The 26,073-nt window shown below is 73.1% G+C and carries 21 protein-coding genes and 1 pseudogene; 16 read left to right on the top strand and 6 right to left on the bottom strand.

All coding sequences use genetic code 11. The features are described from left to right. Positions 1-225 precede the first annotated feature (225 nt). A complete protein-coding gene (locus JS521_RS03735; RefSeq protein WP_205081265.1) occupies positions 226-2,607 on the top strand; it encodes an MMPL family transporter in 2,382 nt (793 codons plus the stop codon). A 234-nt stretch (positions 2,608-2,841) separates the two neighbouring features. Continuing rightward, positions 2,842-3,597 (top strand): class I SAM-dependent methyltransferase, encoded by a 756-nt coding sequence (locus tag JS521_RS03740; RefSeq protein WP_205081266.1) that lies wholly within the window; start codon positions 2,842-2,844, stop codon positions 3,595-3,597. 7 nt (positions 3,598-3,604) lie between these two features. On the opposite strand, the gene JS521_RS03745 is transcribed toward JS521_RS03740, so the two are convergent. After that, complete coding sequence (locus tag JS521_RS03745; protein WP_205081267.1) at positions 3,605-3,796, bottom strand: helix-turn-helix transcriptional regulator; 192 nt, start codon at positions 3,794-3,796, stop codon at positions 3,605-3,607. 236 nt (positions 3,797-4,032) lie between these two features. On the opposite strand from JS521_RS03745, the gene JS521_RS03750 reads away from it, so the two are divergent. Beyond that, entirely contained in the window at positions 4,033-4,557 is a 525-nt protein-coding gene (locus JS521_RS03750) for a DinB family protein (RefSeq protein WP_205081268.1), read from the top strand. 96 nt (positions 4,558-4,653) lie between these two features. Here JS521_RS03750 and JS521_RS03755 read toward each other — a convergent pair whose 3' ends face one another. Beyond that, entirely contained in the window at positions 4,654-5,583 is a 930-nt protein-coding gene (locus tag JS521_RS03755; protein WP_205081269.1) for a sugar phosphate isomerase/epimerase family protein, read from the bottom strand. 159 nt (positions 5,584-5,742) lie between these two features. Between JS521_RS03755 and iolC the strand changes: the two genes are divergently transcribed. From iolC to JS521_RS03795, 8 genes are all read left to right on the top strand, one after another. Next, a complete protein-coding gene (iolC, locus tag JS521_RS03760; protein WP_205081270.1) occupies positions 5,743-6,945 on the top strand; it encodes a 5-dehydro-2-deoxygluconokinase in 1,203 nt (400 codons plus the stop codon). After that, positions 6,942-7,853: a Cgl0159 family (beta/alpha)8-fold protein gene (locus JS521_RS03765; RefSeq protein WP_205081271.1), complete on the top strand. Its 912-nt coding sequence runs from the start codon at positions 6,942-6,944 to the stop codon at positions 7,851-7,853. The genes iolC and JS521_RS03765 overlap by 4 nt, the downstream gene beginning before the upstream one ends. Then, positions 7,850-8,797: a 5-deoxy-glucuronate isomerase gene (gene iolB / locus JS521_RS03770; protein ID WP_205081272.1), complete on the top strand. Its 948-nt coding sequence runs from the start codon at positions 7,850-7,852 to the stop codon at positions 8,795-8,797. Before JS521_RS03765 ends, iolB begins: the two co-directional genes overlap by 4 nt. Further along, positions 8,794-10,773, top strand: a complete 1,980-nt coding sequence (gene iolD, locus JS521_RS03775; protein ID WP_205081273.1) for a 3D-(3,5/4)-trihydroxycyclohexane-1,2-dione acylhydrolase (decyclizing) — start codon at positions 8,794-8,796, stop codon at positions 10,771-10,773. The genes iolB and iolD overlap by 4 nt, the downstream gene beginning before the upstream one ends. 60 nt (positions 10,774-10,833) lie before the next feature. Then, complete coding sequence (locus tag JS521_RS03780) at positions 10,834-12,336, top strand: CoA-acylating methylmalonate-semialdehyde dehydrogenase (RefSeq protein ID WP_205081274.1); 1,503 nt, start codon at positions 10,834-10,836, stop codon at positions 12,334-12,336. A gap of 79 nt (positions 12,337-12,415) precedes the next feature. Then, positions 12,416-13,018 (top strand): DUF4291 domain-containing protein, encoded by a 603-nt coding sequence (locus JS521_RS03785; protein ID WP_205081275.1) that lies wholly within the window; start codon positions 12,416-12,418, stop codon positions 13,016-13,018. Between the two features lie 163 nt (positions 13,019-13,181). Further along, positions 13,182-14,639, top strand: a complete 1,458-nt coding sequence (locus tag JS521_RS03790; protein WP_205081314.1) for a sensor histidine kinase — start codon at positions 13,182-13,184, stop codon at positions 14,637-14,639. 7 nt (positions 14,640-14,646) lie between these two features. Next, positions 14,647-15,384: a response regulator gene (locus tag JS521_RS03795; RefSeq protein WP_205081276.1), complete on the top strand. Its 738-nt coding sequence runs from the start codon at positions 14,647-14,649 to the stop codon at positions 15,382-15,384. Here the strand turns inward: JS521_RS03795 and JS521_RS37640 are convergent. Together JS521_RS37640 and JS521_RS03805 are read right to left on the bottom strand one after the other, a co-directional pair. Continuing rightward, positions 15,346-16,062, bottom strand: a pseudogene (locus JS521_RS37640) (phosphatase PAP2 family protein); the annotation flags it as partial. The gene JS521_RS03795 and the pseudogene JS521_RS37640 sit on opposite strands and share 39 nt — an antisense overlap. Before the next feature lie 69 nt (positions 16,063-16,131). Continuing rightward, the gene (locus JS521_RS03805; RefSeq protein WP_205081277.1) at positions 16,132-16,566 is read right to left on the bottom strand and encodes a GNAT family N-acetyltransferase; all 435 of its coding nucleotides are present in this window, start codon (positions 16,564-16,566) and stop codon (positions 16,132-16,134) included. A gap of 133 nt (positions 16,567-16,699) precedes the next feature. Between JS521_RS03805 and JS521_RS03810 the strand changes: the two genes are divergently transcribed. From JS521_RS03810 to JS521_RS03825, 4 genes are all read left to right on the top strand, one after another. After that, positions 16,700-19,354 carry an alpha/beta fold hydrolase gene (locus JS521_RS03810; protein WP_205081278.1) on the top strand — a complete coding sequence of 885 codons (2,655 nt, stop codon included), beginning with the start codon at positions 16,700-16,702 and terminating at the stop codon, positions 19,352-19,354. Beyond that, positions 19,351-20,271 carry an ABC transporter permease gene (locus JS521_RS03815; protein ID WP_205081279.1) on the top strand — a complete coding sequence of 307 codons (921 nt, stop codon included), beginning with the start codon at positions 19,351-19,353 and terminating at the stop codon, positions 20,269-20,271. The genes JS521_RS03810 and JS521_RS03815 overlap by 4 nt, the downstream gene beginning before the upstream one ends. Before the next feature lie 138 nt (positions 20,272-20,409). Then, complete coding sequence (locus JS521_RS03820; RefSeq protein ID WP_205081280.1) at positions 20,410-22,083, top strand: vWA domain-containing protein; 1,674 nt, start codon at positions 20,410-20,412, stop codon at positions 22,081-22,083. A gap of 150 nt (positions 22,084-22,233) precedes the next feature. Continuing rightward, on the top strand, positions 22,234-22,689 hold the full coding sequence (locus JS521_RS03825) for an anthrone oxygenase family protein (RefSeq protein WP_239486767.1): 456 nt from the start codon (positions 22,234-22,236) through the stop codon (positions 22,687-22,689). A gap of 141 nt (positions 22,690-22,830) precedes the next feature. On the opposite strand, the gene JS521_RS03830 is transcribed toward JS521_RS03825, so the two are convergent. After that, positions 22,831-23,403 (bottom strand): GNAT family N-acetyltransferase, encoded by a 573-nt coding sequence (locus JS521_RS03830; protein ID WP_205081282.1) that lies wholly within the window; start codon positions 23,401-23,403, stop codon positions 22,831-22,833. Between the two features lie 226 nt (positions 23,404-23,629). Between JS521_RS03830 and JS521_RS03835 the strand changes: the two genes are divergently transcribed. After that, positions 23,630-25,093 carry an FG-GAP-like repeat-containing protein gene (locus JS521_RS03835; RefSeq protein WP_205081283.1) on the top strand — a complete coding sequence of 488 codons (1,464 nt, stop codon included), beginning with the start codon at positions 23,630-23,632 and terminating at the stop codon, positions 25,091-25,093. 66 nt (positions 25,094-25,159) lie between these two features. Here the strand turns inward: JS521_RS03835 and JS521_RS03840 are convergent, their stop codons facing one another. After that, complete coding sequence (locus JS521_RS03840) at positions 25,160-26,035, bottom strand: peptidoglycan-binding protein (protein ID WP_205081284.1); 876 nt, start codon at positions 26,033-26,035, stop codon at positions 25,160-25,162. Positions 26,036-26,073 lie beyond the last annotated feature (38 nt).

Genomic DNA, 26,073 nt, shown 5'->3' on the forward strand with positions numbered 1-26,073 from the left:
CGCCCGTCCCGCCCGCTCCGTCCGCTCCGTCCGTTGCGGCGCCCTTGTTGGCTTTGGCCTCCGACACGGTCAATCCCCAGCTTTCACGACGCGATTGACAAACGCGAGTGCTCGCTCGCATTCTAGAGAAACGCGAGCGACTACTCGTGTTTGCCACGATAGACGGCAACGACCGACCCATGCTGCCCTGTGCTGCCCGGGTCTCGGTGAAGGGGACACCGCACCATGCCCGAAGTCAACCGTTCCGCGCCGCCGCCGGTCGGCGGCTGGACCCGGTTCGTCACCGCCCGGCCACGGCTCGCGCTGCTGGCCGCTCTGGTGATCACCGCACTCGCCGTGTTCGCCGGGAGCGGGGTGGCGGACCGGATGGGCAGCGGCGGCTGGCAGGCCCCCGACGCCGAGTCGAGCTACGCGACCGAGGTGCTGGCGCGGGAGTTCCCCGCCTCCCAGCCCAACCTGCTCCTCCTGGTGGACAGCGGCTACGCGACCGTCGACGACCCGGCGGTGGCCGCAGAGGCCGCCCGTCTCACTGAGCGGCTGGAGGCCGAGCCGGGGATCTCGGGCGTCGGGTCGTACTGGGGGACCGAATCGCCCGCGCTGCGCTCCGAGGACGGTCACGAGGCGATCATCGCCGCCCGGATCGGGGGTGACGAGACGACCGCCGGGGAGACCCTCGACCGGATAGCCCCGGCCTTCGCGGGGGAGCGGGGGCCGGTGACGGTCTCCCTCGGCGGGCCGGTCGCCGTGCAGCACGAGATGCAGACGATCATCCAGGAGGATCTGCTGCGGGCCGAGCTGATCGCCCTGCCGGTGACGCTCGTCCTGCTGGTCATGGTCTTCGGCAGCGCCGTCGCCGCGATGCTGCCGCTCGGCGTCGGCATCGTCGCCATCCTGGGCACCAACGCCGTGCTGCGCGGCCTGACGGAGTTCACCGACGTCTCGGTCTTCGCCATGAACCTCACCACGGCGCTCGGCCTCGGACTCGCCATCGACTACGCCCTGTTCATCGTCCGCCGTTTCCGCGAGGAGCTGGCCGGCGGGGCGGACCCCCGGACGGCGGTGGGCACGACGCTGCGGACCGCCGGGCGTACGGTGCTGTTCTCCGCGCTGACCGTGGCGGTGTCCCTGTCGGCCATGCTCGTCTTCCCGCAGTATTTCCTGCGGTCCTTCGCCTACGCCGGTATCGCCGTGGTCCTCCTGGCCGCCGCTGCCGCACTGATCCTGCTGCCCGCGGCGCTGGTCCTGCTCGGCCACCGGATCAACTCGCTGGACCTGCGCCGACTGCTCCGCCGCCGGAAGAAGGCCACGACAGGCTCGGCGGGCTCGGCGGGCACGACGGCCGAGGTGGGTACGGGTGCGGGTGCGGGTGCCGGCGCGATGGCCGGGGCGGGCGCGGCTTCCGGCGGCTCCGCGGCGGCCTCCGGTGACGGCGCCGATGTGTCGCCGGGCCGGGGCTGGGCGCGGCTGGGTGCGCTGGTCATGCGCAGGGCACCCGTCTTCGCCGTCGTCACCACGGTCGGGCTCCTGCTGCTCGGACTGCCTTTCCTGGGAGTCAAGTTCGGCACTGCGGACGACCGTCAGCTGCCGGCCGGCGCGGAGTCCCGGGTCGTCCAGGAGCACATCCGCGACGGGTTCCCCGGCAGCCCCGGCGGCGGCCTGGAGGTGCTGGCCGAGGGGCAGGGTTCGCCCGCCGCGTACGCGGACCTGAAGGAGCGGATCCAGCAGCTCCCGGGCGTCCAGCGGGTCGACGGCCCGGTGGCCGAGGGCCCCGTCGCCTACTACAGCGTGCTGCCCGAGGGGGAAGCGGTCGGCGAGGAAGCCCAGCAGCTCGTACGGGACCTGAGGTCCATGCCCTCCGCCTCCTCCCTCGACACCTCGGTGACGGGCACGGCGGCGGTCCTGGTCGACTCCAAGGACGCCATAGCCGACCGGCTGCCCTGGGCCCTGGCGATCATCGTGGTCGTGACCCTGTTCCTGGTCTTCCTGCTCACCGGCAGCGTGCTCATCCCGCTCCAGGCGGTCGTGCTCAACGCCCTCAGCCTGACCGCGATGTTCGGAGCGGTGGTCTGGGTCTTCCAGGACGGGAATCTCTCCGGGCTGCTCGCGTTCACCAGCACGGGCGACATCGAGACGACGCTGCCCGTCCTGATGTTCTGCGTGGCCTTCGGGCTCTCCATGGACTACGGGGTCTTCCTGATATCCCGGATCAAGGAGGAGTACGACCGCACCGGCGACCACGAGCACTCCGTCACCTTCGGCCTCCGGCACACCGGCGGACTGATCACCGCGGCCGCCGTCATCCTCGCGGTCGTGATGGTGGCCATCGGCACCTCACGGGTCACCAACACCAAGATGCTGGGGCTCGGCATCGCGCTGGCGGTCCTGATGGACGCCATGGTGGTGCGCAGTCTGCTGGTCCCCGCGGTGATGAAGCTGATGGGCCGCTCCACCTGGTGGGCCCCCGCACCCCTGCGGGCCTTCCACCGCAGGTTCGGCCTCAGCGAAGGGGAAGCGGCCCCGGCCGGCGCGCCTGCGGCAGAGCCCGCCCCCGAGGTGGCCGCGCTCCTCGCCGAACGGCCCGAACCAGCCGAACCGGCGAGACGCTGACACCCGTTCCGGGTCGGCAAAGTCCTTCGGAAACAGGCCTCGGGGGGCTGGGAATACCCTCCGGACGGGCCCCGGTGGGCCCGTCCGGCACCGAACGGGTGGGGGCGGCGGGGCCGGATCCCCCGCCCGGCCGGAAGGCGTCAGAGGGGCGTGGGCGGCCTCGACGATAGGGCGCTGACCTGGGGTTTCATGCTCCGGCTCCCTAGAATTGCCCCATCGGAAAAGGGGGCCCGGATGGACCGGCACGTACGCACGACCGACGATGTACTGGCGCTGATGGACGGGCTGTTCGCTCCGGGGGCGGACCGGTGGACGAGCGAGGGAGCGCCCTGGTGGGACGACTTCTACGCGGACCGTTCGAAGGCGGTGCCGTTCTTCGCGGACAAGCCCGACGAGAACCTCGACGCGTACCTCCGGCAGGGGCTGGTCGCCCCGGGCCGGGTGCTCGAACTCGGCTGCGGACCCGGCCGCAACGCGCTCCACCTGGCCTCGCTCGGCTTCGAGGTCGACGCGGTCGACCTCTCCCCGGCGGCGCTGGCCTGGGCCCGGGAGCGGGCCGACGAGGCGGGGGCCCACGGCGTCCGGTTCCACCGCGGGGACGCGTTCGCCCTGACGGCGGAGGGGGCCGCCCTGGCCGGCCCCTACGACCTGATCTACGACTCCGGCTGCTTCCACCACCTGCCGCCCCACCGGCGGATCAGCTATCTCGCCCTCCTGGAGCGCTGCCTCGCGCCCGGCGGCCACTTCGCGCTCGCCTGCTTCGCCGCCGGAGCGGGCGGGATGGGCTCGGAACTGCCGGACGCCGAGCTCTATCTGACGGGGCGTCTGCACGGCGGACTCGCCTACACGGACGACGAGCTGCGCCGCGTCTTCTCCGGGCTGACGGAGATCGAGCTGCGCCGGATGAACGACGAGGCAACCGACTCCTTGCTCTTCGGGGAGTCGTTCCTCTGGACGGCCCTCTTCCGCAGGGCCGTCGAGGAGGAGTGATCGGGCGTCAGCGCCCCCGGTTGCGCGGGCGCGAGGCGACCCAGGCACGGACTGTGTCGCCGAACCAATACGGCTTCCCGTTCTTCACCTCGTCGGGCGGCGGCAGGAGCCCGTGCTTGCGGTAGGAGCGGACGGTGTCCGGCTGGACCTGGATGTGCGCCGCAATGTCCTTGTAGGACCAGAGCGTTCTGTCCGTCATCGGTGACACCTCTCTGCACTTCTCAAGCCGACGATCACTCAGCCTGTGGCCGGTTGAACGACCCCGTGCGGTGGGCGGGGTGGGGCTGTCGACCGGCTGTGACAGAAAACCCGCGTAACGGAGATATGTGTGCCCAAACGGTTACTGCTGTGGCAGAAAGGATGAACCGGGGCCGGTGGTGCGGGCCCGGTGGTGAGGAGCGGCCGCTGTCGGACCCGGGTGCCACGATGGAGAACATGAGTACTGTCGAACGCCCGATGCCCCCGCTGGACGCCGACGAACGCACCACCTTGGAGAGTTGGCTCGACTTCTACCGCGCCACCCTCGCCCAGAAATGCGCAGACCTGCCGGAGAAGGGCCTGCGCGAGGCGTCCGCGGCGCCCTCGCCGATCACGCTGCTCGGACTGCTCCAGCACCTGGCGGAGGTCGAGCGGAACTGGTTCGGCCGGGTGCTCGCCCAGGAGGACGCGCCGCCGCTCTTCGCCCCTCCGGCCGGCGGCGGGGACGGGAGCCAGGGCCGTGAAGGGGGCTGGGAGTTCGCCGAGGACGCCACCTATGAGCAGGCGCTCGCGCAGTGGGAGGGAGAAGTGGCGGCGGCCCGGGAGAACTGCGCGGCCCGGGCGATCGACGACACCAGCCCGTTCATGGGCGGGCGGGTCACGTTGCGCTGGATCTACACCCACATGATCGGTGAGTACGCACGGCACTGCGGCCACGCCGACATCGTCCGCGAACGCGTCGACGGCCGCACGGGAGTCTGACCCGAGGACCTCCGGCCCGGGGATCCTCGGACCCGGGGATCCCTGACCTGGAGATATCTGACCCGGGGATTTCTCCGGCCCCGGGGTCGCCCGGTCTCAGCCGAGGGGCGAGCCGGGCCTTCCGCAGGAGCGGAGGAACTCCCGGGTGCGGCGCGCGATGGGGAACGGCTTGTCCGGCGGGCACGGATACATGTCCTGCTCCACGATCGCGAACAGGTCGACGTCCAGGGCGCGGGCCGCCTCCAGGACCGGTTCCAGGGCGGGCACCCCGCCGGGCGGCTCGCACATCACCCCCCGGGCCACGGCCGGGCCGAACGGCACCTCGTCCGCGACCACCGCCGCCAGGACCTCCGGGTCGACCTGCTTGAGATGGAGGTAGCCGATGCGTTCCCCGTACGTCTCGATGAGCTTGACGCTGTCCCCGCCGCAGTAGGCGTAGTGCCCGGTGTCCAGGCAGAGCGAGACGAGCTCCGGATCGGTGGCGTCGAGGAAGCGGTTGACGTTCTCCTCGGTGTCGATGTGGGTGTCGGCATGCGGGTGGACGACGATCCGCAGCCCGAACCGCTCCCGGACCTCCCGGCCAAGACGCTCCGTCTGCGCGGTCAGGTCACGCCACTGCGCGGGCGTGAGCGTGCGGTCCTCCAGCACCTCGCCCGTCTTGTCGTCGCGCCAGAAGGAGGGGATGACGACCAGGTGTTCGGCGCCCATGGCCCGGGTCAGCGCGGCGATGTCCGCGACATGCGCCCAGGTCCGGTCCCAGACGGCCGGGCCGTGGTGCAATCCGGTGAAGACGGTGCCGGCGGAGACCGTGAGCCCCCGGTCGCGGGTCTCGTCGGCCAACCGGGCCGGGTCGGTGGGCAGATAGCCGTACGGGCCGAGCTCGATCCACTCGTACCCGGCCTCGGCCACCTCGTCGAGGAAGCGTTGCCAGGGCACCTGCTGCGGGTCGTCGGGGAACCACACGCCCCAGGAGTCGGGGGCCGAGCCGATGCGGATGCGGGCCGAGGAGCGGACGGAGGGGGTCATAATGCCCAGCCTCCTGGCCCGTGCGGAAGAGTGTCAAGGGTTCGTCCGAATGTCCGGACAAAATGTTGACAGGGTTCCCGGGAGAGGGCTAGACCTGGGACCAGCCGGCCACCGGCGGGGCGAACCGGCGGGGCGAGCCGGTGGTGCGAAGGGATGGGCATGCCTGAGCCGTACGACGTGATCACCATGGGGCGGATCGGGGTGGACCTCTACCCGCTGGAGGTCGGTGTACCGCTCGCCCGGGTCGAGACGTTCGGCAAGTTCCTCGGCGGTTCCCCGGCGAACGTCGCGGTGGCGGCGGCCCGGCAGGGGCGGCGCACGGCCGTCATCACCCGGACCGGGCAGGATCCCTTCGGCGCGTACCTCCACCAGGAGCTGGAGCGGTTCGGGGTGGACGACCGGTGGGTGACGCCCGTGCCGGAGTACCCGACCCCGGTCACCTTCTGCGAGATCTTCCCGCCGGACGACTTCCCGCTCTATTTCTACCGGCAGCCCAAGGCCCCCGATCTGGTGATCCACGCGTCGGACCTCGACCTGGACGCGGTGCGCGACGCCCGGATCTTCTGGATGACGGGCACCGGCCTCAGCGCCGAGCCGAGCCGCTCCGCCACCCTGGCTGCCCTCCGCGCCCGCAGTGGGAGCGCGGCGCGTACCACCCGCCCGGCGGACGCCCCCCGTACGGCGACCGTCTTCGACCTCGACTGGCGGCCCATGTTCTGGGACGGGGGCGACGACAGCGCCGAGGCGCCCGCACGGTACCGGGAGGCGCTGGCCCATGCCACGGTCGCCGTCGGCAACGTCGACGAGTGCGCGATCGCGACCGGCGAGCGCGATCCGTACGCCGCCGCCCGGGCCCTGCTCGCGGCCGGGGTGGAGCTCGCCGTCGTCAAGCAGGGGCCGAAGGGCGTGCTCGCCGTGCACCGCGACGGCACCACCGCCGACTGCCCGCCGCTGCCGGTGGAGGTGGTCAACGGCCTCGGCGCGGGCGACGCGTTCGGGGGTGCGCTCTGCCACGGCCTGCTCGCCGGGTGGCCGCTGGACCGCCTCGTGCGGTACGCGAACGCGGCCGGCGCGATCGTCGCCTCCCGGCTCGCCTGCTCCTCCGCGATGCCGTTCCCGGACGAGGTCGAGGAAGCCCTCGCGGCCGGCGCGGTCACGGCGCAGCTGGGCGCTCCGGCGAGGACCGGTGCGGCGACTGCCCCCGGCGCTCCTGCAAGCAGCGGTGCGGCGACCGGCCCGGCCGCTCCGACCGGCCCAGACACTTCAACTGCTCACCCGGGCAGCCCCGGCCCCGCAGCTCACCCAGCCGCTCCGGGCGGCCCCGACGCCTCTGCGGGCCCCCGCACCGGGGCGGGCTCATGACGCCGCTCGCGCCCTCCCTCTCCGCGCTCGTCCGGCTGCGTGCCGAGCGTCCCGAAGCCGTTGCCGAGGCCGCCGCGCGACGGAAGCGGCGACGGCTGATCCGGCACCCCGGCGACCGGCTGATGATCATCGCGGCCGACCACCCCGCGCGCGGCGCGCTCGCCGTGGGGGACCGGTCCCTCGCCATGGCCAACCGCTTCGAGCTGCTGGAGCGGCTCTGCCTCGCCCTCTCCCGCCCCGGGGTCGACGGCGTGCTCGCATCGGCCGACGTCCTGGACGACCTCCTCCTGCTCGGAGCCCTGGAGGACAAGGTCGTCATGGGCTCGATGAACCGCGGCGGGCTGGCCGGGGCCGCGTTCGAGCTCGACGACCGGTTCACCGGGTACCGTCCCGACGACCTGGTCCGGCACGGGTTCGACGCGGGGAAGCTGCTGCTGCGCATCGACCACGACGACCCCGGTTCGCTGGACACCCTGCACACCGCCGCCCGCACCATCGACGCGATGGCGGCGCACCGGCTGCCCGTCTTCGTCGAGCCTTTCCTCTGCCGCCGGGTCGACGGCCGCCTCCGCAACGACCTCGGCGCCGCCGCCGTGGCGACGTCCATCGCCATCGCGTCGGGCCTCGCCGGGACCTCCGCGTACACCTGGCTGAAGGTCCCCGTCACCGAGGACCCCGACGCCATGGGCCGGGCGATGGAGGCCTCCACGCTGCCCGCCGTCCTGCTCGGCGGCGAGGTCGGCGACGACCAGGACGCCGCGTACGGGAAGTGGCGCGACGCCCTGCGGCTGCCCACCGTGCGCGGGCTGGTGGTGGGCCGTTCGCTGCTCTACCCGACCGACGGGGACGTGACGTCCGCCGTCGACACCGCCGTATCGCTGCTCCGCACGGGTAGGGAGGGGCTATGACGACGCATCACCCCGACCAGGGACAGCACCGGGGCCAGGGACAGCATCAGGGCCAGGAACCGCGCCGGTTCCATCTCCCGTCCGGCAGCGCCGCGCGCGGGGCGTACGCCGTCGACATCGATCCCGGGCGGGCCGGCTGGGACCGTTCGGCCCTGCGGGTGCTGGAGCTGGAGCCGGGCGGTGTTCATGAGTTCGTCACCGGCGGCAGTGAATGGATCGTTCTGCCGTTGGCCGGTGGCTGTACGGTGCATACGGCAGGTGAGACCTTTGAACTGCTGGGCCGGGACAGCGTGTTCAGCGGGGTGTCCGACTTCGCCTACGTACCGCGCGACACCCGCGCGCAGATCTCCTCCGGCGCAGGTGGCCGCTTCGCCCTGGCAGGAGCGAAGTGCGAGCGACGACTCCCCGCTCGCTACGGCCCCGCGCCGGAGGTACCCGTCGAGCTGCGCGGCTCCGGGACCTGCTCCCGCCAGGTGAACAACTTCGCCGCCGCCGACACCTTCGACTGCGACCGGCTGATCGCCGTCGAGGTCCTCACCCCGGGCGGCAACTGGTCCTCGTACCCGCCCCACAAGCACGACGAGCACGTCCCGGGCGAGGAGTGCGAGCTGGAGGAGATCTACTACTTCGAGGTGCGGGACGGCGGGCTCGGCTACCACCGCGTCTCCCCGTCGCGCGACGGCGGTACGGACGTCCTGGCCGAAGTCCGCACCGGGGACGCCGTCCTGATCCCCGACGGCTGGCACGGCCCGTCGATCGCCCCGCCCGGCCGGACGCTGTACTACCTCAACGTGATGGCCGGGCCGGGGGAGGAGCGCGCCTGGCTGATCCGCGACCATCCCGACCACCGGTGGATCCGCGACACCTGGCCAGGCGAGCCGATCGACGCCAGACTCCCGCTCTACACGGCGCATCCGTCGCCCGGCCCGGAGGTAACGCCTTGAGCCCGACGAGTCCCGCGAGCCCGAAGAAGCACAACCCCGCCCCCACCCGCCGTCTGACCACCGCTCAGGCCCTGGTCACCTTCCTGGCCCGGCAGTACACCGAGAGGGACGGCCGCAGGCAGCGGCTCATCAGCGCCACCTGGGGCATCTTCGGCCACGGCAACGTCGCGGGCATCGGCCAGGCGCTCGTTGAGGCGGCAGCGGGCGGCGGCCCCGGCGGAACCACCCACAGCACCGGCACCGGGCACCGCATGCCCTACCTCCAGGGCCGCAACGAACAGGCCATGGTGCACGCGGCCGTCGGGTACGCCCGGCAGTCGGGGCGCCTCTCCGCGCACGCGGTGACCACGTCCATCGGGCCCGGGGCCACCAACCTCGTCACCGGGGCCGCCCTCGCCACCATCAACCGGCTGCCCGTCCTGCTCCTGCCCGGGGACACCTTCGCGACGCGGCCCGCCGACCCCGTACTGCAACAGCTCGAAGTGCCGTACGCCGGTGATGTGTCCGTCAACGACTGTCTGCGGCCGGTCTCGCGCTACTTCGACCGGATCACCCGGCCGGAGGCGCTGATTCCGGCCGCCCTCCAGGCGATGCGCGTCCTCGCCGACCCCGCCGAGACCGGGGCCGTCACCCTCGCGCTGCCGCAGGACGTACAGGCGGAGGCGTACGACTGGCCGGAGGAGTTCTTCGCCGAGCGCGACTGGCACATCCGCCGGCCCGCGCCCGACACGGCCGAACTGGAAGCGGCGGTACGAGCGATTCGCTCCGCCCGCCGCCCCCTCATCGTCGCGGGCGGCGGGGTCCGGCACAGCGCCGCCGAGGAGACCCTCGCCGCGTTCACCGCCGCGACCCGCATCCCGGTCGCCGCCACCCAGGCGGGCAAGGGCGCGCTCCGCCACGACCACCCGGCCGACGTCGGCGGCATCGGCCACACCGGCACCGCCACCGCCGACGAGCTGGCCCGCACCGCCGACCTGGTGATCGGCGTCGGCACCCGCTTCTCCGACTTCACCACCGCATCCGGCACCCTCTTCACCGGCCCGGCCGTCCGCTTCCTCCACCTCAACATCACCGCCTTCGACGCCCACAAGCTGGCCGCCCTCCCGCTGGTCGCCGACGCCCGGGCGGGCCTGGAGGCGCTCACGGCAGCGCTCGCCGGACGCGGCTACCGGGTCGACCCGGCGTACGAGACGGAGTACACCGGCGCGAAGCAGGCGTGGGAGGAGCGGGTCGAAGCGTCCTTCGCCACCCCCGACCCCACCGCACGCCCCACCCAGACCCAGGTCCTCGGCCTCCTGGACTACCTGGTCACCGAGGAGGACATCCTCATCAACGCCGCCGGCTCCCTCCCCGGCGACCTGCACAAACTCTGGCGGACCCGCTCCCGCGACCAGTACCACGTGGAGTACGGCTACTCCTGCATGGGCTACGAGATCCCGGCCGCGATCGGTGTCCTCCTCGCCACCGCAACCCACGAGCGGCCCCGCCCCGTCTGGGCGCTCGTCGGCGACGGCACGTATCTGATGAACCCCACCGAGATCGTCACCGCCGTCCAGGAGAACCTGCCGCTGAAGCTGCTGATCCTCCAGAACCACGGGTACGCCTCCATCGGCGGCCTCTCCGAGGCGGTCGGCGGCGAGCGCTTCGGCACCGCCTACCGCCACCGCGACGCGGACGGCGGCTTCACCGGACCGCCGCTCCCCGTCGACCTGGCCGCCAACGCGGCGTCCCTCGGTATGCGGGTCCTGCGCGCCGCCACGGTCGACGACCTGCGCAAAGCCCTCTCCGAGGCCCGTGACGCCGATGGTCCCACTTGTGTCTACGTCGAGACCGAAACGCCCGACACAGTGTCGGGCCCCCCTCCGGCACAGGCGTGGTGGGATGTTCCGGTAGCCGAAACCGCGAGCCGACCGGCGGCGGTGAAGGCCCGGGAGGAGTACGACCGGCAGGTCGCCGCCCGACGCCGCCACCTGTGAAGCCCTGCCTGAACGCGTGAACCGGCCCCCACGCCTGCCCGAAGTCTGAAGGAGTACGTCATGACGAAGACCGTCAACCACTGGATCGGCGGCAAGACAGTGGAGGGCACGTCGGGCCAGTTCGGTCCCGTCACCGACCCGGCCACCGGCGCGGTCACCACGCAGGTCGCGCTCGCCTCCACGGAGGAGGTCGACGCGGCCGTCGCGGCGGCCAAGGCCGCGTACGCGACGTGGGGCACCTCCTCGCTCGCCCAGCGCACCACGGTCCTCTTCCGCTACCGCGCGCTGCTGGACGCCCACCGCGACGACATCGCCGCGCTGATCACCGCCGAGCACGGCAAGGTGCACTCGGACGCGCTCGGTGAGGTCGCCCGGGGTCTGGAGATCGTCGAGCTGGCGTGCGGGATCACCACGCAGCTCAAGGGCGAGCTGTCCACCCAGGTCTCCAGCCGGGTCGACGTATCGTCCATCCGCCAGTCGCTGGGCGTGGTCGCGGGCATCACCCCGTTCAACTTCCCGGCCATGGTGCCGATGTGGATGTTCCCGCTGGCCATCGCGTGCGGCAACACGTTCGTGCTGAAGCCGAGCGAGAAGGACCCCTCGGCCGCCAACCTGCTGGCCGAGCTGGCGTCCGAGGCGGGCCTTCCGGACGGCGTCCTCAACGTCCTGCACGGTGACAAGGTCGCGGTGGACGGTCTCCTCAACCACCCCGACGTGGCCGCCGTCTCGTTCGTCGGCTCCACCCCCATCGCCCGCTACATCCACGCCACGGCCTCCGCCAACGGCAAGCGCGTCCAGGCGCTCGGCGGCGCGAAGAACCACATGCTCGTCCTCCCGGACGCCGACCTGGACGCGGCCGCCGACGCGGCGGTCTCGGCGGCGTACGGCTCGGCCGGTGAGCGCTGCATGGCGATCTCCGCCGTCGTCGCGGTCGGCGCGATCGGTGACGAGCTGGTCGCCAAGATCCGCGAGCGCGCCGAGAAGATCAAGATCGGCCCCGGCAACGACCCCGCCTCCGAGATGGGCCCCCTGATCACCGCCGCCCACCGCGACAAGGTCGCCTCCTACGTCACGGGCGCCGCCGCCCAGGGCGCGGAGGTCGTCCTCGACGGCACGGGCCACACGGTCGAGGGCTTCGAGGACGGCCACTGGATCGGCCTGTCCCTCCTGGACAAGGTCTCCACCGACTCCGACGCGTACAAGGACGAGATCTTCGGCCCGGTCCTGTGCGTGCTCCGCGTGGAGACGTACGAGGACGGCGTCGCCCTCATGAACGCCTCGCCGTTCGGCAACGGCACCGCGATCTTCACCCGCGACGGCGGCGCGGCCCGCCGCTTCCAGCTGGAGGTCGAGGCCGGCATGGTCGGCGTCAACGTGCCGATCCCGGTCCCGGTGGGCTACCACTCCTTCGGTGGCTGGAAGGACTCGCTCTTCGGCGACCACCACATCTACGGCAACGACGGCGTGCACTTCTACACCCGCGGCAAGGTCGTCACCACCCGCTGGCCGGACCCGGCGGACGCCCCGGCGGGCGTCGACCTGGGCTTCCCGCGCAACCACTGACCGCCGCACCCCCGGCAGCGCCCGGGCCTCCGGCTAAATCCGGATGCCGGGGCGCTGTCGTGTCCCGCATCCTGGGCACATGAACACCCCGCCCGTCCCGCCCAGCCACGAGATCCGCGCGCTCCAGACCGCCACCACGGTCACCGTCTACCAGGCGTACCGGCCGGCCATCGGCCTCCCCGCAGCCCGCGACGGACGGTTCCCCGCCGAGTGGAAGCGGGACCGGATGACCTGGATCAAGCCCAGCTTCCTGTGGATGATGTACCGCTGCGGCTGGGGCACCAAGGAGGGGCAGGAGGTCGTCCTCGCCGTCGAGATCGAGCGGGCCGGCCTGGAATGGGCCCTCGCCCACGCCGAACTCTCCTATTACGTACGCGGAGTTCACCCGGACCAGGCCTCCTGGCGGCGCAGCCTGCGCACCGCCCCCGCCCGGGTGCAGTGGGACCCCGAACGCGACCTCGACCTGACCCCGCTCCCGTACCGCTCCCTCCAGCTCGGGCTGAGCGGCGAGGCGTCCCGGCGGTACGCGGACGAGTGGACCGTCTCCGTACGCGATGTCACCCCGCTCGCCCGCGAGGTCCACGCGGCGGTCCGGGCGGGGGAGCGGGAGCGGGCCGCCGCCCTGCTGCCCGTGGAGACGCCGCTCGACCTCGCCGTGCCCCGGCCGGTGCCGGCCGTGTGACTCCGGCCGGCCAGGTGACTTTCGGCAGTGCCGGGAGGCGTCCGGTCTCCGTAACCTCGCCTTCGTGAACACCTTCTCCCTCGTGAACAGGGTTTCCGGTGGCTCCGGCAGGAGGTCCGGCCGGGGATCCGGCCTCCGGTGGGCCGACCCCGGGGGTCTGCTGGTGCCCGCCGTCGCGGCGTTCGGCGCGCTGAGCCTGGTGGGGTGGTGGTGGGGCCTGCCCACGGCGCTCGCCGCGTTCGCCGCCGGGCGGGGGCCCGGGCGCGGCAGGACCGTCGTCCTGTGTCTGGCCGGGGCTCTGGTGGCCGGGGCGGTGGCGGTGGTCGTCGTGCCGTCCCTGCTCGCCCTTGCGACGCAGTTCGTCGCGGTCGTCATCCTCGCCGTGCTGGTGCCCTGGTTCGTCGGGCGGTTCTCCCGCCAGTACCGGGAGCTGGTCCGGGCCGGCTGGGAGCGGGCCGAACAGCTGGAGCGGGAGCGGCAGTTGGTCGCCGAGCAGGCGCGACTGCTGGAGCGGGCCCGGATCGCCCGGGACATGCACGACGTGCTGGGCCACGACCTCAGCCTGATCGCCCTGTCGGCCGGGGCCCTGAAACTCGCGCCCGGCCTGGACGAGGAGCACCGGCGGGCCGCCCAGGACATCCGGGGCAGGGCCGCGGCGGCGGTGGAGCGCCTCGGCGAGGTCATCGGCGTCCTCCGCGAGGAGCACGAGGGCCCGCTTCAAGGGCCGGGAGACTCCGACATCGGCCGGCTCGTCGGTGACGCGGCCGCCTCCGGGCTCCCGGTCGACCTGTCCGTGGACGGCGAGGCGACGGGACTGCCGCCCGCCGTCGGGCGAGCCGCCCACCGGGTCGTGCAGGAAGCCCTGACCAACGCGGCCAAGCACGCGCCCGGCACGTCCGTGAGCGTCGAGCTCGCGCACACGGCGACCGAGACCCGGGTGACGGTCAGGAACGCGGCCTCGGCCGCCGCTCCGGTGGGCCCCGCCGCAACGCCCCGTCCATCGGGCCGCTCGCCGGTGCGCCCGTCGCCGACCGGTCCAGCCGCCCGCCCGCCGACCGGCCCTCCTCCCGGGTGGGGCGGCCGCGGGCTCATCGGGCTGGACGAGCGCGTCCGGCTCGTCGGCGGCTCCCTCGACCACGGCCCCCGGGACGGCGGCTTCGCGGTCACCGCCCGGCTGCCCCACCGTGTCCTCGCGCAGATCCCGCCGCGCCCCGCCGACAGCCGGGAGGCACCCGCGCCCGCGGGGTACCGGCGGGCCCGGCGGCGCGTCCGCCGCACCCTGCTCACCGCGTTCGCGGTGCCGCTGGCGGCGGGCGCGGTGCTGCTCGCCGTCGTCGGGACGTGGGAGACCGTGGCCGCGTCCCGGTCCGTCCTCGACCCGCGCGACTACGCACGCCTGCGGGTGGGGCAGGATCGGACGGAGATACAGAAGGTTTTGCCGGACCGGCAGTCGGCGGAGCGGCCCGCGGGCGCGGGGCCTGAGGAACGACAGACACGACGGGGAGTGACGTGCGAGTACTACGCGATGACGGCCGACCGCTTCGACGACCGGTCCGGGGACGCGTACCGGCTCTGCTTCCGGGACGGCCTGCTGGTCTCCCGCGACGCGCTGACGCCGTGAGCGCCCGATGACCCGGTCCGACGCTGCCCCCGCCGCCGCACCCCGGTCGACGGAGGCCGAACCGATCCGGGTGCTCGTCGCCGACGACGAGCCCATGATCCGGGCCGGCGTGCGCGCCGTGCTCGCCACCGACCCGGGCATCGAGGTCGTCGCCGAGGCCTCCGACGGGCACGAGGCCGTCGAGCTGGTCCGGGCCCACCGCCCGCATGTGGCCGTCCTCGACGTACGGATGCCGAGGACGGGCGGCATCGACGCCGCCGCCGAGATCCGCCGCACCCTGCCCGCCACCGGCGTCGTCATGCTGACCACCTTCGGCGAGGACGACTACATCCTGCGGGCGCTGAGCGCCGGGGCCGCCGGGTTCCTGATCAAGTCCGGCGAGCCCGAGGAACTCCTCGCCGGGGTGCGGGCCGTGGCCGAGGGCGCCGCTTATCTGTCACCGAAGGTCGCCGCCCGGGTGGTCGCGCACCTCGCGTCCACCGGGGCCGGGGAGCGGGCCGGCCGGCGGGAGGCCGCCCGGGAGCGGGTCGCCGGGCTGACGCCCCGCGAGCGGGAAGTGCTGTCGTACCTCGGCGGCGGACTGTCCAACGGGCAGATCGCCCGGCGGCTGCACCTGGTCGAAGGAACGGTCAAGGCGTACGTCAGTTCCGTCCTGGCGCGCCTCGGCGTCGACAACCGGGCCGCGGCCGCCGTCGTCGCGCACGAGGCCGGCCTCCTGCCCCCGCCACCGCCCGAGCAGCGCTGAGACGAGCAGCCCGGCGGGGCGGTCCAGCACCAGGAGCACCGAGGCGACGACCGCCCCGCCGAGCAGGGCTCCGGCGACCACGTCGTGCGGGTAGTGGACGCCGACGAGGACCCGCAGCAGCGCCGCCGCCACCGCCACCGGCAGGGTCACCGCGGCCAGGCGCGGCCGCCGGACGGCCAGCCCGACCGCGAGGGCGGCGGCCAGCGTGGCGTGGTTGCTCGGGAACGACCAGTCGCCCGGCTCGGGGCACGCGGCGAGCGCCGTCGCGCCGTCCACCGCCCGGCACGGCCGCTCCTCGTCGACGACCAGCTTCAACGCCTCGCTGACGGCGTACGCCACCACCGTCCCGACGCCGATCAGCACGGTCCCCGCCACCGCGCCCGGATCCCTCCGGCGCAGGGCGGTCCAGCAGACCCCGAGCAGCAGCAGCCCGAGGACGATCAGTGTGGCCTCCGAGGACAGCTCCAGGAGGTGCCCCAGCCACCCCGGGGCGTCCCCGACCGCCTCCGTCAGTGAGCGGTACGCGGAGACGGACGCCCCGTCCGTGACCTCGGTCGGACCGGGCCGCCCCAGGCCGCCGGGCGACAGCATCCCGATCCCGGCCGCCGCTGTCGCCGGCAGCGCGGCCGCCCCGAACAGCCTCAGCGGCCAGTGGTGTTGATATGTGTGCTTTGCCATGCGGCGAACGTACGAAGGCGACCCGGTCCGGCGCGGGGGCCGAACGGCAGGAGCGACCCCCGACGAACGTCAGGGTTGACGCCCGGCCGTGTCGTCCCCGAACCCCCACACCAGCATCGCGAACCTCCCGTCGTCACCCGCCCCCGCCGCCCCGTACGTCGCGAGCGCCGCCTCGTTGTCCTGCTCCACGCCGACCCACACGTCGTAGCAGTCGCGCTCCCGGGCGAGGTCCACCAGCGCCCGCGTCAGGGCCTTGCCGATGCCCCGGCGGCGGAACGGTTCGTCGACACCGAGTTCGTACAGGCACATCTCCGTGCCCTTGTCCGGGTGCAGCATCTCGATGCCCGAGACGAAGCCCGCCGGGACGCCGTCCACGTACGCGATCAGCAGCACGTGGCCGTCCGCGGCGAGGAAGCGGGCCGCCCACTCCTCGCGGGGCGGGGCGTCGAAGAGATGGCCGGCGGCCAGGAGCTCCGCGACGGTCGAAGCGGGGCGAATGTCCACAAGGGCCTCCCGAGGGCAGGAATTCCGTACCGCGTCCGGAGTACGGGCGAGGCGCACCGTACCTCTCAGGGAGGCCGCGCACTTCACCCTGGCGGCACTCAACCGGCTTGCGTCCTCCGTTTAGGGTCGAGGGATGGAGACCCCTACTGCTCGATGGCGGCGCCTGCTGCCCCGTACCCCTGCCCGGTGGGCCGCGGTCGGCGCCGCGCTCGCCGTGCTCGTGGGCGGCGGCACCTGGTCCGCCGTCGCCGACGACGGCTCGCCCGCCGTGCAGCGCGAGGACCGGACGCTGCGCATGGACGGGGTGCCGATCGACACCTCGTACTTCCGTGCCGAGGGTTCCGGTAAGCGGCCCGCCGTGCTCATCGGGCACGGCTTCGGCGGCAGCAAGAACGACGTCCGGGCCCAGGCCGAGAAGCTGGCCGCCGACGGGTACGCCGTGCTGACCTGGTCGGCGCGCGGCTTCGGGAAGTCCGGCGGGGAGATCTCCCTCAACGACCCCGACCACGAGGTCAAGGACGTCTCCCGGCTCATCGACTGGCTCGCCGAGCGGCCCGAGGTGGAGCTGGACGGCAAGGGCGATCCCCGGGTCGGTCTCACCGGGGCCTCCTACGGCGGGGCCGTCTCCCTGCTGGCCGCCGGCCACGACGAGCGCGTCGACGCCATCGCGCCCGTGATCACCTACTGGAACCTCGCCGACGCCCTCTTCCCCGACGGGGTCTTCAAGAAGCTCTGGGCCGGGATCTTCATCACCACCGGCGGTGGCTGCGAGCGGTTCGAGAAGCAGCTCTGCGAGATGTACGAGCGGGTCGCCGTCAGCGGCAAGCCCGACGCGGAGGCGGTGAAGCTGCTCACCGAGCGTTCGCCGTCCGCCGTCGCCGACCGCATCAAGGTGCCGTCGCTGCTTCTCCAGGGGCAGTCCGACTCCCTCTTCCCGCTCGGCCAGGCCGACGCCATGCAGAAGGCCATCAGCGCCAACGGCGCACCCGTATCCGTCGACTGGATCTCCGGCGGCCACGACGGCGGCGACAGCGAGACCGGACGGGTCGAAGGGCGCGTCGGGGACTGGTTCGACCGGTATCTCAAGGAGGACACCGGCACCGGCACCGGGCCCGCCTTCCGCGTCACCCGCACCGGAGGCGTCGACTCCACCGACGGCGCCGCCCTCCTGCGCGGGGCGAGCAGCGACACCTACCCGGGGCTGCGCAGCGGCGGCCGGGACATCGCACTCGGCGGCGGGACCAAGACCTTCCGCAACCCGGCCGGTGCCGCCCCGCCCGCCATCTCCGCCGTGCCCGGCGTCGGCGGCGGACTCGCCCAGCTCTCCTCCCTCGGCGTCGGGCTCTCGCTCGACTTCCCGGGACAGTTCGGCCGGTTCGAGTCCGCCCCGCTGGACAGCTCCGTGCGCGTCACCGGCACGCCCACCGCGAAGGTGACGGTGAAGGCGGACGGCGACCGGGACGCGGTGCTCTTCGGCAAGGTGTACGACGTGTCGCCGGACGGCCGGCAGCAGGTTCTGCCCCACCAGCTCGTCGCCCCCTACCGGATCACCCCCGACCAGCAGGGCAAGCCGATAGAGCTGGCGCTGCCCGCCGTGGACCACGAGTTCGACGCCGGGCACCGGATGCGGCTCGTCTTCTCCGCGACCGACCTCGGCTACGCGTCCCCCGCCGAGCCCGCCACGTACACCGTGACCGCCGAGGGCCCGCTGACCGTCCCCACCGCGCCCGCAGTGACAACCGCCGCGGCCGCGCTCCCGTGGTGGACCTGGGGCCTCCCGGCTGCCGCGCTCGTCATCGCGGCCGCGCTGCTGATCACCGCCCGGCGGCGGACCGCGACGCCCGCCCCGGACCCGGAACTCGCCGACGTACCGCTCCAGATCACCGGGCTCTCGAAGAAGTACGCGAAGTCCGTCGACCGGTACGCCGTGCGCGAGCTGTCCTTCCGCGTCGAGAAGGGTCAGGTGCTCGGGCTCCTCGGTCCCAACGGCGCGGGCAAGACGACCACGCTGCGGATGCTCATGGGGCTCATCACCCCCGACGAGGGCGAGATCCGCGTCTTCGGACAGGCCATCCGGCCGGGCGCCCCGGTGCTGTCCCGGGTCGGGGCGTTCGTGGAAGGGGCCGGGTTCCTGCCCCACCTCTCCGGGCGCGCCAACCTCGACCTGTACTGGCAGGCCACCGGCCGCCCCGCCGAGGACTCCCACATCGACGAGGCCCTGGAGATCGCGGGCCTCGGCGACGCGCTGGCGCGTGCGGTGCGGACGTACTCCCAGGGCATGCGGCAGCGGCTCGCCATCGCGCAGGCCATGCTCGGCATGCCGGACCTGCTGATCCTCGACGAGCCGACCAACGGGCTCGACCCGCCCCAGATCCGTGAGATGCGGGACGTGATGATCCGGTACGCGGCCGGGGGCCGGACCGTCATCGTCTCCAGCCACCTCCTCTCGGAGGTCGAGCAGTCCTGCACGCACCTGGTCGTCATGGACCGGGGCCGGCTCGTGCAGGCCGGTCCGGTCGCCGAGATCACCGGTTCCGGCGACATGATCCTGGTGACCACGGCCGATGAGGTGTCCGAGCCGCTCGCGGAGAAGGTCGCCGCCCTGCCCGGCATCGGCTCCGCCGTCCGCACCGACGACGGGCGCGGGCTCCTCGTCCGCCTGGACGGGGCCACCACCTCGCGGCTCGTCTCCGACCTCGTCCGGCTGGACGTCCCGGTCACCGGCGTCGGACCGCACCGCCGCCTGGAGGACGCCTTCCTCACCCTGATCTCCGGAGGAGCAGCATGAGCGCCCCTGTACAGCCGCCCGCGGTCCGGGTGGAGACCGAGCACCCGGAGGCCGCGGGCTACCGCGCCGGGCGCACGCTTCCCCTCCGCGTCGAGGCCATGCGGCAACTGCGCCGCCGCCGCACCCTGCTCATGGGCGGGGTGCTCGCCGCCCTCCCCTTCATCCTGATCATCGCCTTCGCGATCGGCGGCACGCCGGACGGCGAGGACGGCGGCGGGGGAGGCGGCGGTGGCGGGGGCGGCAGCCGGATCAACCTGATGGACGTGGCGACCGAGTCCGCCGCGAACTTCGCCGCCACCTCCCTGTTCGTCTCGGCCGGATTCCTGCTCGTGGTGCCGGTGGCCCTGTTCTGCGGGGACACCGTCGCCTCCGAGGCGAGCTGGTCCTCCCTGCGCTATCTGCTCGCCGCGCCCGTGCCGCGCGTCCGGCTGCTGTGGTCCAAGCTCGTCGTCGCGCTCGGCTTCAGCCTCGCGGCGATGGTGCTGCTGCCGGTCGTCGCGCTGGCGGCGGGGACGGCGGTCTACGGGTGGGGGCCGCTGAAACTGCCCACCGGGGGAGCGCTGGCCGCCGGGGACACGGTGCCGCGCCTCGCGATCGTCGTGGCCTTCATCTTCGTCTCCCAACTGGTCACCGCAGGGCTGGCGTTCTGGCTCTCCACCAAGACGGACGCCCCGCTCGGCGCGGTCGGCGGCGCGGTCGGCCTCACCATCGTCGGCAACGTCCTCGACGCGGTCACCGCGCTCGGCTCCTGGCGCGACTTCCTGCCCGCGCACTGGCAGTTCGCCTGGGCCGACGCGCTCCAGCCGCAGTTGGAGTGGGGCGGCATGATCAAGGGCACGGCCGTATCAGTGACCTATGCCCTGATCCTGTTCGCGCTGGCCTTCCGCGGGTTCAGTCGTAAGGACATCGTGTCCTGAACCTGATGTTCCGCCGGTCTCCTGCCCGCTGTTGCCGCATCGAGATGGTTCCGCAACGCTTTCGTCGACTCCGGTCGGCGGCCCCGTACGTCACATTCACAGATGTCGAGGACATCGTGACGATGTGGGGGGTTACGCATGAACCAGATCAGCCGACGACATGAGAAGCGGGCGGGAGGCCGCGCGGGGCACCGGGCGGGGGCCGTGGCGCTCCTCCTCGCGGGTGCCGTGGTGCTCACCGCTTGCAGCGCCTCCGACGGCGGATCGAGCAGCACGCGCGACGTGAGCTCCGGCTCGCGCAAGGGACAGGGCTCGACCGGCGGCGGACAGCCCGCGCCGGACGCGGTGGCGCCCGAGAACGGCCGGTCGGCCGCACCGGGGGGAGACGCCGACTCCGAGGACTCCGCCGTGCCGGACCCCGAGGTGCCCGACTACCTCTCCACCTTCGCCCTGGACGTGGACACCGCCAGTTACGGCTACGCTCGCCGCACCCTCGGCGACGGCAGGCTGCCCGACGCCGGGGACGTACGCCCCGAGGAGTTCGTCAACAGCTTCCGCCAGGGGTACGAACGGCCGAAGGGCAACGGCTTCTCGGTGAACGTCGACGGGGCGCGCATCGGCTCCGGCAAGGGCGGGGGCGGTGGAACCGGAGCCTCCGACTGGTCGCTGCTGCGGGTCGGCCTGGCCACGAAGACCGCGCCGCCCGCCGCCGAACGCCCGCCCGCCGCGCTCACGTTCGTCGTCGACATCTCGGGTTCCATGTCCGAGACCGGCCGCCTCGACCTGGTCCGGAAGTCCCTGACGATCCTCACCGACGAACTGCGCGACGACGACTCCATCGCCCTGGTCACCTTCAGCAACGAGGCCGAGACCCGGCTGCCGATGACCCGCATCGAGGGCAACCGGAAGCGGATCAAGGACGTGGTGGCGGAGATGAGTCCGGCCCAGTCCACGAACGTCGAGGCAGGCATCACCCTCGGCTACGAGGAGTCGGTCGACGGCCACCGCGAAGGCGCCACCAACCGGGTGGTGCTCCTCTCCGACGCCCTCGCCAACACCGGTGACACCGAGGCCGAGTCCATCCTGAAGAGGATCGAATCGGCCCGCCGCGAGTTCGGGATCACCCTCTTCGGTGTCGGCGTCGGCAGTGACTACGGCGACGCGTTCATGGAGCAGCTCACCAACAAGGGCGACGGGAACACCACGTACGTCGGTGACGAGGCGCAGGCCCGCAAGGTCTTCGTCGACCAGCTGCCCGCCCACCTGGAGATCCGGGCCCGCGACGCCAAGGCCCAGGTGGCGTTCGACCGGAAGACCGTGCAGCAGTTCCGGCTGATCGGCTACGAGAACCGCAAGGTCGCCGACGAGGACTTCCGCGACGACAGCGTCGACGGCGGCGAGGTCGGCCCCGGCCACACGGTGACCGCCCTGTATGCCGTACGGCTGCGCGAGGGCGCCTCCGGCACGGTGGCCAAGGCGACGGTCCGCTGGCTCGACCCCAAGACCCGTAAGGCCCAGGAGGAGACCGGAACCGTCACGACCGGGGCGGTCGACACAACCCTCTGGGGCGGCGAGAACGACCGGCTCCAAGTCGCTGCCGTTGCCGCCTACTTCGCCGACCGGCTGCGCGGAGGCGACCTGCCCGGCGCACCCGGCCTCGGTGAACTCGCCTCCCGGGCATCCGGGTTGGCGGAGTCAACCGAGGACAGCGCCGTGGAGAAGCTGGCCACGGCCATCGGCCGGGCGGACCGGCTCCAGCGCGGAGCCGGGACGGACGACGCGCCGGAACCGAGCGAGGGCGAGATCGGCTGAGAGCGAGGGCGCGATCGGCCGAGACGGATCGCCCGCGCACGCCGGGGGGCCGGTACGGCCGGGCCCGCCCGCATCGGGACCGCCCCGGTGCGGGCGCGGCCGCTCGAAAATGCGTCCTGCGAACCGGCCTCCCAAGCCATGATGCCCGCCATGACCTCCCTCCTCCTGGTGCTTGCCACGATCGTCACCGGCCTCTACGCGGGCTTCATGCTGACCTTCCTGACCGGGATCATGCCCGGCCTCGCCGACCTGACGGACGAGCAGTTCGCCGTGGCCATGCGCCGCTTCAACGAGAAGGTCCCCGGGCCGGTCTTCCTGGTCCTGTTCCTCGGCGTCGTCGCGCTGCCCGCAGCCGCGTTCTTCACCGGCCTCGGCGAGCACGACGAAGGGGCGGGACCGGCCATCCTGGCGGCGCTGATCTGCTCGGTCGTCGGTCATCTGATCACCGTGATCGGGAACATCCCGCTCAACAACGCCCTCGCCGCCTCCGAGGGCGGCGACGACAGCGCGGCCCGCGCGGCCTTCGAGTCCCGCTGGAACACGCTGCACCGGGTGCGTACGGTGCTCTCGCTGGCGGCGTTCGTGCTGCTGGTCGTCGCGCTGTAAGTGACCGCAGGGGTACGGCGTACGTCACCACCGGGGTACGGCGTACGTCGTCACCGGGGTGCGGCGTACGTCGTCACCGGGGTGCGGCGTACGTCGTCACCGGGGTGCGGCGTACGTCGTCACCGGGGTGCGGCGGCGGGGCTACCGGCCGCTGCCGGCCCCGGCCCGCCCCGGGTGGCGGGGGCCCAGCAGCACCACGAGGGCCGCCTTCCCGGGCACCGGCGCGTCGACCCGCCGCCAGCCGGTCCGCTCGTACAGGCGCAGCGCCGCCTCGGCCCGTGCGGAGGTCAGCAGCCAGCACCGGCCGCCCGGGGCGGGCCCCGTCACCGCCTCCAGCAGCGCCGCACCCAGCCCCGCGCCATGGGCCTCGGGCGCGACCGCCAGTTCGTTCACCTCCAGCGCCCCGCACAGCCACGCCCGCGTACGCCCGGCCCCGAGAGCCTCGGCGACCTGCCCGTAGCTGCGGTCGGCCGGAAAGGCCTCCGGGGTGATCCAGGCCGTGGCGAAGCCGGCCACCGTCCCCCCGTCCGTCGCCACCGCCGCCGTGAACCCGGGCCGCAGCGCGTCCCGCGCCAGCCGCTCCGCATAGACGTCGGCCTGCGCCGGATCCTCGTTCCAGGGCGGGGCCGCGAAGGCGCTCGCGTACACGTCGCGGATGCCGTCCGCGTACCGGTTCAGCTCCCCGGGGCCCACCGTTCGCACCTCGGTCGTCATCGCACCGTTCCTCCGCCGTACCCCGGATGTCACCGGCGGATCATCCGCGAACTGCCGTTCCGAGCACAACCCTTCGCCCGGTAGGCCCGTCTGAAGGGGTGCGAGTGGCCACTCGATCACCCCCATGTCCGTGACAACCGAAGTACGCCGCGGTGCCGAGCAGACAGCGCTTTCCCGCTGTCCGTCCGGCACCCCGGAAACGAACGTTCCAGCAGAAGGAGTCCCCGTGACATCCCGAGCCATCGGTACCGGTGTGGTCCTGGCCCTCACCCTGGCCACCGCAGTCGTCGCCCTGCCCGCCACCGCCCACGCCGCACCGGCCCCCGACCCCCACGGCGCCCGCGCCGACTTCAACGGCGACGGCTTCCCCGACCTGGCGTTCGCCGCGCCCGGCGCGACCGTGAAGGGGGCCGAGGGCGCCGGATACGTCGGCGTGGCCTACGGCTCCGCCAACGGGGTCAAGGACTCCGCGAAGAGGGTGTTCACCCAGGCCTCGGCGGGCGTCCCCGGCACTCCGGAGGCCGGTGACGCCTTCGGTACCTCCGTCACCTCCGCCGACCTCGACCAGGACGGCTACGCGGACCTGGTCGTCGGATCGCCCGGCGAGCAGACCGGCGCCGCCGAAGCCGCGGGCGGCGCGACCGTCCTGTGGGGCGGGCCGGGCGGTCTGGCCGGCGGGGCGACCCTGCTGTCCGGCGAGGAGTACGACCGCCTCGGGCGCGGCCTGACCGTCGGCGACTTCAACGGCGACGGCGCACCCGACCTCGTCGTCGGAGGCGGCACCGACCTCCGTACGCTCACCGGGCCCTTCACCCGGGACGGCGCGGCGGCCGCGACGGGCGAGATCCCGAACCTCCACGACGAGCGCTACCTCGACGTGGCGGCGGGCGACGTGAACGGCGACGGCCGCGACGACCTCGTCGTCCTGGCCAACGACGGCGACGAGTTCGACGCCCGGCGCATCAACATCGGCCTCGGTTCTGCGGCCGGGCTCGGCACGGACCTCACCACCGTGAAGGGGAAGGACGGCTACTCCCTGGAGGGCGGCGAACACCTCGCCGTCGGCAATGTGAACAACGACAAGTACGCCGACCTCGCCGTCGGCCGTGCCATCGACGGCTACGACAGCGACCTGGACCTGCCGCTCGCCAAGGGCGGCATGCTCACCTACGTACCGGGCGGCGCGACCGGACCGCAGGGCACCAAGGCCGTCGTCCTCAACCAGGACTCGGCCGGCGTGCCCGGGGCCGCCGAGGACGACGACGCCTTCGGTACGTCCGTGGCCATCGGGGACACCGATGGCGACGGCTACGGCGAGATCGCGGTGGGCGTCCCCGGTGAGGGCCAGGGCACGGTCCAGCGGGCGGGCGGACTCGTCGTCCTCCCCGGTACCGCCACCGGCCCCACCGGGAAGGGCAGTTACGGCTTCAACCAGGGCACCCCGGATGTCGTCGGGGCCGTGGAGAAGGGAGACCGCTTCGGCGGCGCGGTGTCCCTGCGCGACCTGAACGGCGACGGCCGCACCGAACTGGCCGTGGGTGCGCCGGGCGAGAACGCGGACGAGGGCGCCCTGTGGGTGTTCCCGGCCACCGCCTCCGGCCTCGCGGCCAAGGGCTCGTTCAGCTTCGGCCACGGGACGCTCGGCACGGTGGCCGCGAAGGCGGAACTGGGCAGCGGCTTCAACCGCTGACCCGGGCGCGGAGGCCCGGCTCTCGCCCTCCCGCGAAGGAGGGGGAGAGCCGGGCGCCTTCGTCCGTCACACGTTGGGCACCTTGAGCCGGTCCCAACTGCTCTTCCCGGGAATGCCGTCCGCGTCGCCTCCCGAGTAGCCCAGCTTGCGCTGCCAGGCGGCGTACGACTTCCGGTCGGCCTCGGACCAGGCCGGTCCTGGGCCCACCGTGTACCGGCCGCAGCCCTCGGCCACCAGACGCTTGCCCATCGCCGTGACGATCGCGCTGTTACGGCCCACCGTGAAGAACGCGGCCCCCGGGAACGGCTCGTACGTCGGCTTCGGCGGCGGCTCGGAAGGGCCGTCCGGGGAGCCGCCCAGCCGCTTGCCGATCCGGGTGCGCATCGAGTTCATCGTGAAGCCGCGCGGATCGATCTTGCCCGGCTGCCACTCCAGATGCCCGATCACGGACCGCTGCGACCAGCGGTGCGCCCGGCAGACGGCGGCGGCGGCCCGCTCGATCGCCAGCAGCTGGGCCGCCGGCCAAGGGTCCTTGCCGTCGCCGAGGTTGACGCACTCGAAACCATAGAAGTGCCGGTTGCCGTCGGTGTTGGCCTCGTTGTCCGGGGGCAGCGCCTTCTCCGCGATGACGGCGCGCAGCACGTCGTCGTCGCCGAGCCCGGCGTGGTTGGCCCGCCCGTTCCCCACGAGGTGGACGGTCCCGTCCTTGGCGATGACCCCGTGGCAGAGCGGGCCGGGCAGGGCGGAGTGGCCGTTGTAGCAGAGCTCGACCGAGGACGCGGTGCCCGAGGTGACGGTGTGATGGATCATCACCCCGTGCGCCGGGCCCCACGGGCCTTTGTGGTTGCGGTTGTTGGTACGCCAGCTCCGGTGTTCGACGACGTGGAGGCCTTCGTCGCGGAGGGCTTTGAGCAGCTTGTCGGCGGACAGCGGCGTCGCCATCGCGGCGCTCCTTTCCCTGATGGTGCGTAGTTCACGCG

Origin of the sequence: Streptomyces durocortorensis, from assembly GCF_016901035.1 — a bacterium.
GTDB lineage: Bacteria > Actinomycetota > Actinomycetes > Streptomycetales > Streptomycetaceae > Streptomyces > Streptomyces durocortorensis.